Origin of the sequence: Roseburia faecis, from assembly GCF_001406815.1 — a bacterium.
Taxonomy (GTDB): Bacteria; Bacillota; Clostridia; order Lachnospirales; family Lachnospiraceae; genus Roseburia; species Roseburia faecis.
Genome location: NZ_CVRR01000005.1, coordinates 56,824 through 70,950 on the forward strand (window position 1 = coordinate 56,824; position 14,127 = coordinate 70,950).

A 14,127-nucleotide genomic window follows, 5' to 3' on the forward strand; every position below is an offset into this window, starting at 1 on the left:
GTTTTAGTGATTTTTGTCCCGCATGCTGGGACACTTCCAATCCTTATTCTGCTTGTTTTAACGTTGTACATAAAACAAATCACGCGCGGCGAAATTTTACATTTACTGGTAAAATAACACCGCGCGTCAATTTACTTAAAGGCTATCTGCGCAAAATTAAAAAAGCCGAGATACCAGATATGAAAATCATGCATGCCTTTTAATTCCTGCCACATGAAATTATCAGATTCCTTTAATTTATCGCATAAATCAGGAAGATTCTTTGCAGCTGCTGCCGCGCTGTCATATGCGATCTCATCCTCCGTTCCGCAGATATTGTAAAAATAATCAACGGTATATGGAGTATCCTCTAATATTTTTGCCGTCTTCTCCGCCAGATTGCTGGTCGGTGCTGCGGAAAATGCACCAAAATAACTGAACAGATCCATACATTCTCCGATTCCGATGTTAATCGTCTGCATCCCTCCCATCGAAAGTCCCGCCATCGCTCTGTGCATTCTTGAAGCACTTGGATCGCCTTCCACCGCATAGGTCGAATAGTGCGCTTCCATATACGGGATCAGATCCGAACGCAATTCTTTGCCAAACACATAAAACGAGTTATAATCCGAACCTTCTCTTGCACAGTTTTCGGTGGAGCGTCCGTTTGGTGTCACCACGATGAACGGCTCGATTTCTTTGTAATAGATCAGATTGTCCATCATTCTTTTTACCAGCGAATCCTCATCAACCATTCCCCACTCGGCTTCATCTCCGCCGATTCCGTGCATCAGGTAGAGCACGTTGTACTTTTTATCCCGGCTGTAACCATACGGAAGATAAACATTTGCTTCCTTTGTGATTTCTTTTCCAGCTAAAAAATAATCTTTTGACGGGTAGCGAATATGCTCGATCACTCCGGTCTCATCGGCTCTCTTCTGCTGATATTTTTCCGGAATGCTTTGTGCATTCACATGTACCTTGCCGTTTTCCTGTGCGATCGCCTTTTGGATCATTTCCTCACTGTGTCCCATTTTCTCCTCCTTTCCCAATACCTCATTTTCGAATCATCATTTCTAATAGATCCGGTAATTTCCCGATAAAGCAAGCATCGCAAACATATACAAAAAATTGTCGTAATACCGTCTCTCACCGGTTCTAAGAGGTGTGTTCCAGAATTTGTCAACACATTGTTTCGCATAAGTTCCGTCCGCAGCCAGTGCACTTTCGGCATTGACCGCAATGATGGCTACCGGATGCAGTGCTTTCTCCTCCAGTCTGGTTCCGTCGGTCAAAAAGACGCCGTCCCAGTGATCCTTCTGATCCTCGCAGTAGAATTTCTGGAATTTCTCTGCAATCTGCACCTGCCACGGGTCCTTGTCAAACCACAGATGATCCATCGCGATATTTGCGATCGTGCGATAGGCATCACTGTAATACCAGTCGTGGCGGCCGAAGATCTCCTGATGCGCGCTGTGCGGGGTTCCGTCATAATCCGCATACTCTGCCGACAATCCGGTATCCGGATGACAGGCTTTATGCAGGTAGGCCCGGCTTGCTTCGGCAGCGCCTTTCCAGAACTTACGATCCTCCTCATCGGCATATTCCGCAAAAAGCTCGTAAAAATGCGGCAGATGATACGATGGATCACTAAAATCCAGTCCCGGGACAAATTTGATCAGTTTGTTGGAAGGCTCCCACATCGGATCGCCCGGATGTCCCGGTTCTCCCTTATGCACACACTCATGCAGGATCGCTTTTGCCTCCCTGCTGTAATTAAAAATGCCCTCTCCGTCTCCCCATCTTCTTGATGCAAAGAACAATGCCATAGCAAAATACTCTTCCCCGTCCGGTGCCGGTCCGTCCGCATTTCTTGTGCCGTCCAAAGCGCAGGACCATGCAAAATAATTCTTTCCCGGTCCTTCATCCATATACATATAAGTTCTTGTCCACTTCCACAGACGGTCAAATTCCTCTTTCTTATCCAGCTGTACACAGACCATCATGCCATACGACATGCCCTCGGTCCGCGCATCATGATTGCCGGTATCTTCCATAAATCCCATATCCTCCCCGGCTTCATGGTAAAAGCGCTCCTCTTCGCTGCCATGAAAAATCGTCTCAAATGTCTCCTGTACTCTTTTTTCGATTTCTTCTTCCGAATAACCATACTCCGCAAATACATTGCGGTACTGTTTTGTTTCATAAGCTCCTGCCATATTTTTCTCCTTCCTCTTTCGGTCAGCCCTTGCCAAATTTCCTTTCCGCAAATGGACTGACATGCTCCTCACTGTATTGATATATGATCAGCTCCTGCACCGATACGTTTCTGTCGGTCCAAGATAGGCTTCTGCCAGTTTGTTTCCATGGGGATAGATCACGATCTTCTCAAGCACAAAGCCCGGCGTGACCGGATAGACCCTGATCGTATTGATTCCCTGTTCCAATTGCACCGGTACACTCCGGCACCGGATCTGATCCAGCACACCGCGCGCCCACACAGGCTGATGATCTCCGATCTTAAAATCATCCGTAACGGCATCCAAAATCTGCATTTGAACACCGTTCACGGACACTGCATACTGCAATCGGTTCTCTGTTGTCACAGGATTTGACGGCTGCATATAAAATTCCGCTTCATAATCCCCCGCCTGCTTTGTCACGATGCTGTATTCGATATACGGTGCCCCATTCTCTGCATCTGCGTAGGAATCCGTCGGAAATGCTTTCATCGCAGATAAAGTCTTTCCGTAGCCGGCAAGACATTTCCATTGCATCGGTTGTCCTTCCCGATCAAAACCGTCCTTGCATCTGCTGTAATGTTCCGCCTCGATTGCGATCCATCCCTGTGTATCCACAAACGTATTGTTTCCATATTCATACGTTGACCGGTCGACCGGCACGCTGATCTTGCAGATACCCGCCGGCAATTCCAGCCGGATCATTCCCTGCGTCCTTCCATCGGTGAGTGCCATCGCAAGCGCACTCTCGTCCACTGTGACATCAATGGTGAGTCTCTTGTGCTCTTCACCGTCAAGCGTTCCATCCATTGCGGACAGTACGATCCATTCGGCCTTTTCGATCACCCGAAACGATGCTGGAAGTTCGCTTCTGCTGTACAGGCTGATCGAAGCACATCTGCATTCCGGATTCAGAAAATCCGAAATCGTCATTCTCTGATTCAGCCACGGACTGCCTTCCACATGCTGCACAGTACCGTCCACCGTCGCTATAATCGTCGGCTTTTGCAGCGGTAACACCTGCATCAGAAGCGGGTTCTTACACTCATCCTCATTCCAATTCGTAAACCCGATATGCTGTGACAGTCCCATTCCGTACCAGCGCGCATCATCCGACCGATGATACTGCTCTATGATCTTTTGGTCTGCATCCAGACATGCCTTTGCCTCTTTCGCATAATCATTGGCACTGAGTGCACCGATTTCTGCCAGATAATGATTCATTCCTGACAACAGCTGAAGCTTCAGCACATTCATCGTTCCCATCGCCGGATACCAGACGAGCGCAACATAAGCGGGAAGTATTTCGGGCGCATCACGCTCCAGCTCATCGTACAAATCCTGTGCGGTCTGCATCACCCGCCCGACCTCCGCAAGCACCCGTGAGCCTTCACGATAATTTGCTGCATGATAGGTTTCCGGTCTTAACGCCTCCGGTCTGCATTTGTGTATCATCCTTGTATAATCTGTCAGGATATCCGCAATCTGCGCCTGCTGCACTTCCGACAGCCTGCCAAATTGCCGCTTTACCCACAGTCTGGTATAGGCATCCGTCGTATTTGGTGCAGTCGTTCCCCAACGCTCAAAATCATACGCCAGGTCCATAAAAAACGATAACGGAAATTCCTGCGTTGCAATGTCTCCCACATTGACGATCCAGAGTTTTTGTACTCCGAAATCATATGCCTGCGTCATCTGTTCCCAGATTTTCGGAAGATAGGAACTGTTGATCCACTCATAGGAGGTCGGCCACCCATGATAATCGAAATGATAATACATACCGTATCCGCCCGGATGCTTACGCATCTCCTCCGTCGGAAGCGTTCTTAAGTTTCCGTAATTGTCATCGCAAAGCATCAGGATCACATCATAAAGCTCCTTGGATCCGATCAACCCCTGCGTCGTCTCATCCCCGTAGAAGAAAGCCTCCACCTCCTTGTACAAAGCGATCATTCTCGGAACTTTGGACAGATCTTCATTGACATTCTCCCGGATCAGCTTTCGCTGCGTTCTGAGCACGTCCCTGAGCAGTTCAATATTATCCGCAAGCGTTGCCCCTTTTCCCATGATCGCGGTGTCCGCTTCTCCACGCATACCAACCGTGATCACATTCTCAAATTTACCGCTCCGCTTCAGACCATCTTCCCAGAATCTTATGATTCCTTCCCGGTTCGTCTTGAAATTCCACGCATCTCCGTAAATACTGTCTTTTCCGCGCAGATATTTGTATTCCTCACCCTGCCGCAGACACGGCTCATGATGCGACATTCCCATGATCACGCCGTACTCATCCGCAAGTTCTGCGTTCAGAAGTCCCGGACCGTCATCCTCAAACCGTGCACTCCACATCGCCGGCCAGAGATAATTTCCTTTCAGGCGAAGAAGCAGTTCAAAGATCGGCTCGTATGCCTTCGCATTCGGTCCCCCGAAATGGTACTCACTCCAGGTACCGAAAGCAGGCCACTCATCATTGATAAAGAATCCCCTGTATTCCACCGATGGTTCCTTTGCGATACATGCCATATCCGTGCTCAGCCGGATTTCATCCCGATGCACCGGCACCACATGACACCAGTTCACAAACGGGGATACACCAAAGACCTCCGACAAATGAAACAGTCCGTATATTGTTCCCCGCTTATCGCTTCCGACAATGACAAGCAGTCTCTCCCGCAAGGTTTCATCCGGAAAAACCCAGCCATAACATTCCCGCTTGCCTTTCAACGCTTCCGTCGGGATATTTTTCTGTGCATCCAGCCACCGACTATGTCCCATCGTTGCGACAATGATCGTCAGTTCACGGGCTGCACTGCTTCTTACCTCTTCAAGATCGATCGTTTCGACAACACGGATTTCCGGCAGCGTGCCGGTCACAAGTTCCATGTCATGTGCAACTTTTCCTGCGATCTTCAAAACCCCGGAATATGCACTCTGTTCTATGATAAATTTCATGTTGCGCTCCCTTTTCCCCCTTTTCCACTATTTTTATTCTTATCCGTATAAATCGTGATTACCGGCTGTCCTTCCACAACCGTAAGGGTTCCATGCATAGATGCCGTTTCCATCCATTTCAGTGCAATACTGTCCGTATAGATGACCGGTCTGGTAATCGTTTCACCGTCATACATGATTCCGTTATTTTCGATAAATATCCGGCATCCGCGCCCCGTATGATCTATTCCCTGCACTAGATAACGAGCCGATAATTTTGATGGCTGATCCTTATAATAAATCTGCGTATCCACACCGCCCGGAAGGATCTCTCCTCTGAAATAATCTCCATCGCACCTTCCGTCAAACGAAATCATCTGTACGGTAGCGCATTCAGATTCCACCTTCTCGCAGCCATTCACATGAATATACAATTTCAGCACTTCCATTTACTTCTCCCCATCTGCCTGTCCTTTCATTGCTCAGCGTAAATAAAAATCCCCATCCGTGTACGATCAAAAATATCGCACTATGAATGAGGATTTTATTTCTATCACTTATATCACATAATTGTCGTATTATTGAAGAATCTGATCCACATGCCTCTGCAGGATATCGAAATAGTCCTGTGGATTGCATTCCTGATATGCAGCCATATATGCATCCCATGTCGATGCAAAGTCATCGCTCATGATCACCTGCGGTAACCAGCTTCTCTTGACCGCGTCTATTTCATCACGAATCATGCCGCCTTTGGATTTTGATGACAAAGACTGTGTATACGAATACATCGGATACCATGCGCCGGGCGCTTCATTTGTTCCCAGCAGCTCGACATAATTTTGTACACCATACGCTTCAAAACACTCCCGTATGTCGGGCTTTAGGCTTTTCATAAACTCCACCGGCTGATACTCCATCGAAAATGCATTGATTCCGTCGTCAAGCAGACCTTCTACTCGTGGAAAATACGAATAGGGACAAAAATGAGATTCATTCAGCACGCTGTCTCCGTGACGTTTTCCCTGTTCACTATTCATATAGAACATACCGTTTTCGTCCACCGAATAGTCCAGGTCTTTTTCTCCCCAGAATCGAAGCTTCGTAATATCGGAATCCAGCAGATCATTTACAAACTGAAGTGCCCCCTGCACATCTTCACAGGATGTGGTAATCGAAAGTCCGCTCGATGTATCCATCTCTGCATTCCGGCTTGTATGCCACTGGTTTGACGTACCTTTGTCCATTGTAATCGGAAGCGGAACATAATCGCACCCCAGATCACTCAGTCCGTTTGTCTCATAAGGCTCTGCCAGATTGTAATAGAACTGCCACCATTGGTCAACCATTCCGAGAACAGCACCGGTTCCTAATTTATCCAGATATTCTTCGTATGTACTGGTAAACGACTGCGGATCAAAAATACCCTTGCGGTACTCTTCGTTCAGCTTCTGAAAATACCGTCTGGCAGTCTCCGTCGTATTATAATCAATGACCTGATCATTCCCGGGATCAACCATACAACTTCCGTCATTGGGATATCCATCCAGAAACTGCGGCACATTCTCCAGACAGAAGAATCTCCAGTCATCGCACAACATGGTAAACGGAACATTTTTTGTTCCGCCCGGCATGACCGGATTCGCCTGCACATAAGCTTCGATCAGATCAAAATATTCATCCACCGTTGTAATCTTCGGATATCCGGCCCATTTTAAAACGCGCGTCTGTATCCAGAATGCCTCGCCCGTATGCGTCACTTCAACATTCTCTCCCTGAGACACACAAAACGGTGGAATCCAGTAAATATGTCCGTCTTCCTGCCGGAAGTGCTCCCATTGCTCATCGGAAAGATAATTTCTGAGATTCGGATAATCATCCCAGTATTCATCAATCGGGATCAAAGCATCTGCCTCCAGTAATGCTTTCTCTCCAAGAATAAAATCCGGATATTCTCCCGAAGCAATGTACGAATTGAGCACCTCTTCCTTGGATTGTCCAACCAGCCAGTTCTCCTCGCAGTCTGCTCCGATCTTGTCAGCAATGATTTCCTTTATATCGTTCTGCATTCCCAGTGGTCTGCCCGTAACACTGAAAAAAGCGGTAAAATGTTTAATTTCCGGTTTCTGCCTATATTGAACGTTGTAACTGTATCCCCCAAGTACAATAAGCAATCCAATCACAACTAAAGTTGATACGATTTTCTTTTTCATATAACTCTACCTTCTCCTCAAAAGCTTTCTTTTATTATAGCTTTTTTTCTGTCAAAGGACAAGCAATCGCATCCGCAAGCACGGTTAAAGTGATATATTCTCTCCTCTTAATCCATTAAATGCACCCTTGATGGCAGCCTCCTCATGTGCGATCAGCCACTTGTTTTTCGCGGTCATAAGTTTGTCCTCACCATCTGCTGCAAGGGTAAAATCAATCGGTGTGTTTGTACCCTTCGGCAAGATCACAACACACTTAAATCCACCGTCTGCTGCGTTGCACGGTGCATAATGAAGTGTCGTCTCATACATTTCAACGACCGTTCCTGCCGGAACCTTAAAAGCCTCGATTTTTGCTGTATCATAAGTAAATTCATCCGTTACATCCGGCAGCCATCCCAATAAAAGGATCATATCCGTTACCGCAATGTTGATTTCGGAATTTCTATGATATTCTACCGCGTTTAACTTGTGATTGTTTCCGTTGCAGTAACCAATCTGGATTGGAAGTCCGCCAAAGACACGCTCGCTGAATGTCTTTGCTTCCGGAACCGCTTCAAGCTCCTCGACTGACGGCACATAAATAACATCCTCCGGAAGCGGTGTGTGCTCCATCCCCTTTATCAGTTTTGTGCATTCGATGTTATTCCAAACCTTACCGTATTTACGGAATTTTTCATCATTAACAGAAAAAATCTCCATGATTACCTCCTCATACTCATTTTTTCTGAGTATAACAGTTTGGTAGCCATGGAGACATGCCTTTCTTTGTCTTTACAATGTCACTTTTTTGTCTTTTTCCAGCAATGCCCGATGATGGGCATATGATTCCCTCTGCTTTTTCTTAACAAGCTGCTTTCGGTATTCACTCGTCAGCATTCCATACCGCTTGCGAAACAGATTGGTAAACGCTTTACTATTGGCAAATCCATGATCAAATGCAATATCCACGATCTGCTTATCCGTATTTTCCAAATCCTTTACCGCATGTTCTAACCGGATATTTTGCAGATAATCCTTATAATTGATGCCCGCATAGCGTGCAAACATTTTTGACAGATAAGACGGCGAATATCCAAATATTCCCGCCAGTTTTCCAAGCGAAATATCTTCCATATAATGATCCTTGAGATAGGATGTAATCATACCGAGCCGGTTCAGCTGCTGATTGCTTTTGAGCAATTCATCCTGCACATCCAGCTTCCTGTATTTCTTTACCAGAATATGTAATAGTTGATAAAACATACTTAAAATTTCAAAATCATAGCCATCTGTCTGCATCCGATACACCTTATACATCCGAAAGATCAGACATGCCACCTGCTCATCGTATGTCCGTTCACTATGCGAAAACCAGATAAACTGCTCGCCCGTAAAGTACGACGCGAACTGATTCAGCGGAATCTGCAGCACAATTGTGTGATTCGGCCTGTTCGCATGGATCGCATGCACCTCGTTGCTGTTGACAATGATGAACTCGCCTTCTCCGAGATGATAATGCGTTGTGTCAAGAATAAAATCAAGTTCTCCTTCCTGCACTGCAAAAATCTCAATCGACCGGTGCCAGTGTTTCTCCCTGATATATTTTCCGCTGTGTCCCTCGAATAAAAAAAGTTTAAACGGAAAGCCTTTGTCCGGCACAATAACCTCATGTTGATACTGCTGCTCTGTCATATGCTCCCACATAACTATCACATATTTCTTGACTAGACATTAAATCTGAAAAGAATCACATCGCCGTCTTTAACCACATAATCCTTTCCTTCCATGCCAACGATTCCTTTTTCTCTGGCTGCCGCAAGGCTTCCGTTATCCAGCAGATCCTGATAGTTGACAACCTCTGCCTTGATAAATCCACGTTCAAAATCCGTATGAATCTTTCCGGCTGCCTGTGGTGCTTTGGTTCCTTTTTTGATGGTCCATGCACGGCACTCATCTTCGCCGGCTGTCAGGAAACTGATCAGTCCCAGCAGACTGTAACTTGCCGCTACCAGCTTATCCAGACCACTGGATGAAACGCCGAGGTCATCAAGATATTCCTTTTTCTCTTCATCGGAAAGTTCGGAAAGTTCCTGCTCGATCTGTGCACAGATAACAAACACTTCTGCACCTTCTTCTTTTGCCAGTTCACGCACTTTTGCCACATGCGGATTGGAAGCTCCGTCATCGACGAGATCATCCTCTGCTACGTTTGCCGCATAGATGGTAGGCTTTGCCGTGAGGAGGTTGTATCCCTTAAACCAGATCTGTGCGTCATCATCATCCGGCACCTCAAAGGTTCTCGCCATCTTTCCATCTTCCAGATGTGCCTTGACTGCCTCAACAAGTTCTAACTCCTTGGCAAGTGTCTTGTCCATTCTTGCCTGCTTGGCAATCTTTGCAATTCTTCTGTCGAGAATCTCAATATCCGAAAAGATCAGTTCCAGATTGATAGTCTCGATATCACGCGCCGGATCAATGGAACCGTCGACGTGGATAATATTGGTATCCTCGAAACAGCGCACTACATGTACAATCGCATCGACCTCCCGGATATTGGCAAGGAACTGGTTTCCGAGTCCCTCTCCCTTGCTGGCACCCTTTACAAGTCCTGCAATATCAACAAATTCGATCGTGGCAGGTGTCACCTTTTTTGTATGATAAAGTTCACCGAGCTTTACGATTCTCTCATCCGGAACCGAAACGATTCCTTCGTTTGGATCGATGGTCGCAAACGGATAGTTCGCAGACAGTGCACCTGCTTTGGTCAGTGAATTGAATAATGTACTTTTTCCCACGTTTGGGAGTCCGACAATGCCGAGTTTCATGATATATATTTCTCCTTTGAAAAGTATTGTAAGCTAATAAAAACAATATATAGTGTACCACATTAATGCTTAATTGTACAATTATTTATTCCCCAGCTGCCAGAATGCCACGGCGCTTGCCGCCGCTACATTGAGTGAATCCACGCCATGTGACATCGGAATACAGACCGTATAATCGCAGTCCGCAATCGTATGTCCTGCCAGGCCATCCCCTTCCGTGCCAAGCACAACCGCCAGCTTTTCTTCTGCAGCAAGTGCCGGATCATCAATTCCAACCGAATCTTCGGAAAGTGCCATGGCTGCCACACGAAATCCCATTCGGTGCAGATGTCCAATATCTGCTCCTGCCGCCTGACTGGGTGGATTTTTTACTCCATTTTCCGTCTGCAGGTATGTCCACGGAATCTGAAATACGGTTCCCATGCTCACCCGGATGGCGCGCCGGTACAGCGGATCACTGCAGCCCGGCGTCAGAAGCACCGCATCCATATGAAGCGCAGCCGCCGAACGGAAAATAGCACCGACGTTGGTTGGATTTACCACGTTTTCGAGTACTGCAATGCGTCTGGCTTTGGCACAAATCTGCTCCGGTTCCTGCAGTTTCGGCCGGTACATGGCACAAAGTGCCCCTCTGGTCAGGGCAAAACCGGTCAGCTTTGTCAGCACATCAAATTCTGCCGTATACACCGGAATATCCCCGCATCTTTCGATCATTTCTTTTGCTTCTCCCTGAACATGTTTTGTTTCCATAAGCAAAGACACCGGTATGCATCCCGCATCCAGTGCCCGCTCAATCACCTTTGGACTTTCGGCAATAAACATTCCTTCTTCCGGATGCGCACGGTTCAGCAGCTGATTTTCCGTCAGCCGCGCGTACACATCCAGCTCCGGTGCCAAAAAGTCCGTAATTTCTATCCTATTTTCCATATCTGCACCTGCCTTTTGTTCAACTTTTTTTATTATCCCAAAACAGCGGTGCTTTTTCAAGTCTATTCGTAGTCTTTTACATTGCTGCTGTCCACTTTTTCAAATGGAACCCATACATACAGTCCATCTTTGGTTGCTCCTTCGAGTTTTGTCACATCCGAACCGTTTACAATTGCAATTGCTGTTTCTATAGCCATTTTTCCCTGTCCGGTGCCTGACTGATACACGGTAAACGCCATATCTCCAGACTCGATTGCCGCACATCCGCCGGCTGTTGCATCAATTCCGAGAATCGGCATGCCGTTTATTCCTGCCTCTTTGCATGCATCGACAATTCCCATCGCCATGGAATCGTTGTTACATGCCACAACATCACAGGACTGTCCGGTCTTTAAGAAAAGTTCAAACATCTTCTGTGCCGTTGCCTGATCCCAGTCTGCATTATCCTCAAATACATAATTGATTTTCTTGCCGGACGCATTCAATGTATCCTTCAATGCACCCGTACGTCCTTTCGTTGCCGAATGGTTCTTTGGTCCCTTGAAGATTGCCACATTGATTTCATCCGAAGAAGAAAACTTATCAAGAATATACTCTGCCTGATACTTTCCCGCTACATTTTCATCGGAACCTACATACATATATTTTCCGGCCTCCAGATACGATGCATCCGGACAACTGTTATAAAAGATAACAGGAATTCCGTCTGCAAGTGATTCCAGTTCCAGCGCGGTATCTGCATTAACCGGTCCACATAAAATCACATCGTATTTTTCTTTTACTGCCTGTTTGATATGTTCCACCTGACTCTCCAGTGAACCATCCTCATCATAGACATCCAGTGTTGCACCTTTTTCCTGTGCTGTCTTTTTTGCCTGTTCCACAATCGTGTTACGGAAATCATCTCCCTGTGACAACGACATCATGATTTTGATTCCGTTTCCACTGCCGGATTTGCCTCCGGTACTGCCGCATCCTGCCATGCAGCCCACAAGAAGCAGGGCGCATATCATACAACTGATTCCTTTCTTCATGACCTTTTACCCTCCCTATATCTGAAACTGCTTGACCTGATCCGCCAGCTGGTCTGCAGATTCTGCCAGATTTCCGGCTTCCTCTTCGACCTGTTCACTATTCTTGGAAATACTCTTTGCCTGCTGGAGCATGGATTCCGAAGTGGCAAGAATTTCATCCGAACTTGCCGCCTGTTCTTCGGAAATTGCGGCAACATTGGTTGCCACCTGATCCACCTGGTTGATTTTTTCTACCACACCCTCTATCAGATGGCTGGTTTCCTGGATATTCTGGAAAATCTGGTCAAATGTATCCACCGCTGTATGAATCAGATCCGCACTGCTTTCGATATCGCTGGCACTGCTTCTGCCTTGTTTGACGGCATCATCCACAAGTCCGTTGATTTCATTGATGAGTGATGTAATATGCGCTACCGAATCCGCACTGTTTTTTGCAAGTACCCCAATCTGTGAGGCAACTACCGCAAATCCACGTCCGGCTTCCCCTGCACGCGCTGCTTCAATCGATGCATTTAAGGAGAGCAGGTTGGTTTCCTCCGCAATATCCCCGATCAGTTTTATAATATCTACGATTTCTCCGGAAGCCGTACCCACTTTATCAACCGCTTCTTCGAGGTTATGTATGGAAATTTCGATATTATGAAGCGCATTTCCAACACTCTCCATATCGGCTTTTCCTTTTTCTGATACTTCCACAGTGGTACGCATCTTATCTTCTACTTTATCGCTGTCCTCTTTGGTATCCGCAACAACACCGGCAAGCTGGGTTGCGTTCTGTGCGATTTCATTGACGGAAACCGACAGCTGATCAACCGTTGCATTCAGCTCCGTCATGGACTGTGACTGGATATTTGCAGCAGAATTCATTTCACCCGAAACATTCTTGCTTGATCCAGCCTGTTTTTCCAGGCGGTCGGAAACATGTCCCATCTGCCGGATCATTTCCTTCATTGATGCAATAAAATGTTCCACGCTGCGCCCCATCACAGCAATCTCATCATTTCCTTTCACCTTCATGGATACGGTAAAGTCACCGGATGCCATGCTGGTAATTACCCTTGTCATCTCCTTCACCGGACGAATCACCACATGCGTCACACGTTCGATCAGCACACATAATACAAGGATCGAAATAATGCTGAAAATGATCATAAGATTCCGCAATCCTACCAGATCCGCAAGTACAACACGCGTAGGAACATAAGAAACCAGCAGCCAGTTGGTTCCGTTTACTTCCTTAAATACTGTCATATTTCCATCAAGTGTACAGAAATCATACGATTTGCCGGAAACCTTTTTCTCCACATCTTTATAAAATGCACTCTGTCCGTCTGCCCCCAGTGTCTTGGAAATCAGATCGGAATCCCTGCTTGCAAGGATCACGCTGCTGTCCTTGTCCACAAGAAATGCCTCTGCATCGTGCATTTCGATAAAAGAATTTACAATCACGGAAATACGGTCCAATGTCATATCGGCTGCAATTACACGCACGGTATCTAAACCGTCATTCAAAAGTCCGGATGCACTGACAACATTCGTTCCGTCCGGATTCTGGTGTGCAGAACCGACTGCCATATTAACTCTTGTCATTCCTTCCTGATACCACATACTCTCTTTCGGATTTGGCTCCTGCTTTTTGGAGTCTGTACCTTTTAAAAAGCTGCCATTGGCATCTGCAAGGAAAAGACCATCCGGATAATTTTCACTGTATCCGCAGGATGCATCCAAAATAGTCTGCAGCTGCGCCTCATCCGGGTGCAATTTTTCAATCATGGTCTTTGCCATCTGCATGGAAGCCAGATTTTCCTCAAGCCATGCCTCAATTTTTGATGCCTGACTGTTTACCGAAGATTCCAGTAAATTTTTGGAATAACTCTCGATAATTCCGGATGATACATGATATGCGGTAAACACCAGAATCAGTATAATCGCAATTACTACCGGAATAATAATTCCAAGTAATTTTGCTTTAATAGAAATGTTACTCTTCTTTTTCACA

Annotated in this window: 11 protein-coding genes; all 11 read right to left on the reverse strand. The window is 46.4% G+C overall.

The window, feature by feature from the left end; genetic code table 11:
• Positions 1 to 131: 131 nt before the first annotated feature.
• The 11 genes from M72_RS01255 to M72_RS01305 all read right to left on the reverse strand — a co-directional run bounded on the left by M72_RS01255 (position 132) and on the right by M72_RS01305 (position 14,126).
• Positions 132 to 1,013: an alpha/beta hydrolase gene (locus M72_RS01255; protein ID WP_022046032.1), complete on the reverse strand. Its 882-nt coding sequence runs from the start codon at positions 1,011 to 1,013 to the stop codon at positions 132 to 134.
• 42 nt (positions 1,014 to 1,055) lie between these two features.
• Positions 1,056 to 2,198 carry a family 8 glycosyl hydrolase gene (locus M72_RS01260; RefSeq protein ID WP_022046031.1) on the reverse strand — a complete coding sequence of 381 codons (1,143 nt, stop codon included), beginning with the start codon at positions 2,196 to 2,198 and terminating at the stop codon, positions 1,056 to 1,058.
• A gap of 87 nt (positions 2,199 to 2,285) precedes the next feature.
• Complete coding sequence (locus M72_RS01265; RefSeq protein ID WP_022046030.1) at positions 2,286 to 5,171, reverse strand: glycosyl hydrolase 115 family protein; 2,886 nt, start codon at positions 5,169 to 5,171, stop codon at positions 2,286 to 2,288.
• On the reverse strand, positions 5,168 to 5,599 hold the full coding sequence (locus tag M72_RS01270; protein ID WP_022046029.1) for a DUF3237 family protein: 432 nt from the start codon (positions 5,597 to 5,599) through the stop codon (positions 5,168 to 5,170). The genes M72_RS01265 and M72_RS01270 overlap by 4 nt, the downstream gene beginning before the upstream one ends.
• Before the next feature lie 129 nt (positions 5,600 to 5,728).
• Positions 5,729 to 7,363, reverse strand: coding sequence for a type 2 periplasmic-binding domain-containing protein (locus tag M72_RS01275; protein ID WP_022046028.1), 1,635 nt, complete (start codon positions 7,361 to 7,363; stop codon positions 5,729 to 5,731).
• Between the two features lie 84 nt (positions 7,364 to 7,447).
• Positions 7,448 to 8,062 carry a DUF4867 family protein gene (locus M72_RS01280; RefSeq protein ID WP_022046027.1) on the reverse strand — a complete coding sequence of 205 codons (615 nt, stop codon included), beginning with the start codon at positions 8,060 to 8,062 and terminating at the stop codon, positions 7,448 to 7,450.
• A 72-nt stretch (positions 8,063 to 8,134) separates the two neighbouring features.
• Positions 8,135 to 9,034: a helix-turn-helix transcriptional regulator gene (locus tag M72_RS01285; protein WP_022046026.1), complete on the reverse strand. Its 900-nt coding sequence runs from the start codon at positions 9,032 to 9,034 to the stop codon at positions 8,135 to 8,137.
• Between the two features lie 32 nt (positions 9,035 to 9,066).
• Entirely contained in the window at positions 9,067 to 10,167 is a 1,101-nt protein-coding gene (gene ychF, locus M72_RS01290; RefSeq protein ID WP_055066881.1) for a redox-regulated ATPase YchF, read from the reverse strand.
• A gap of 81 nt (positions 10,168 to 10,248) precedes the next feature.
• The gene (locus M72_RS01295; protein WP_055067119.1) at positions 10,249 to 11,094 is read right to left on the reverse strand and encodes a TrmH family RNA methyltransferase; all 846 of its coding nucleotides are present in this window, start codon (positions 11,092 to 11,094) and stop codon (positions 10,249 to 10,251) included.
• A gap of 62 nt (positions 11,095 to 11,156) precedes the next feature.
• Entirely contained in the window at positions 11,157 to 12,128 is a 972-nt protein-coding gene (locus tag M72_RS01300; protein WP_055066882.1) for a sugar ABC transporter substrate-binding protein, read from the reverse strand.
• Positions 12,129 to 12,143: 15 nt separating this feature from the next.
• The gene (locus tag M72_RS01305) at positions 12,144 to 14,126 is read right to left on the reverse strand and encodes a methyl-accepting chemotaxis protein (protein WP_055067120.1); all 1,983 of its coding nucleotides are present in this window, start codon (positions 14,124 to 14,126) and stop codon (positions 12,144 to 12,146) included.
• Position 14,127: the final 1 nt, after the last annotated feature.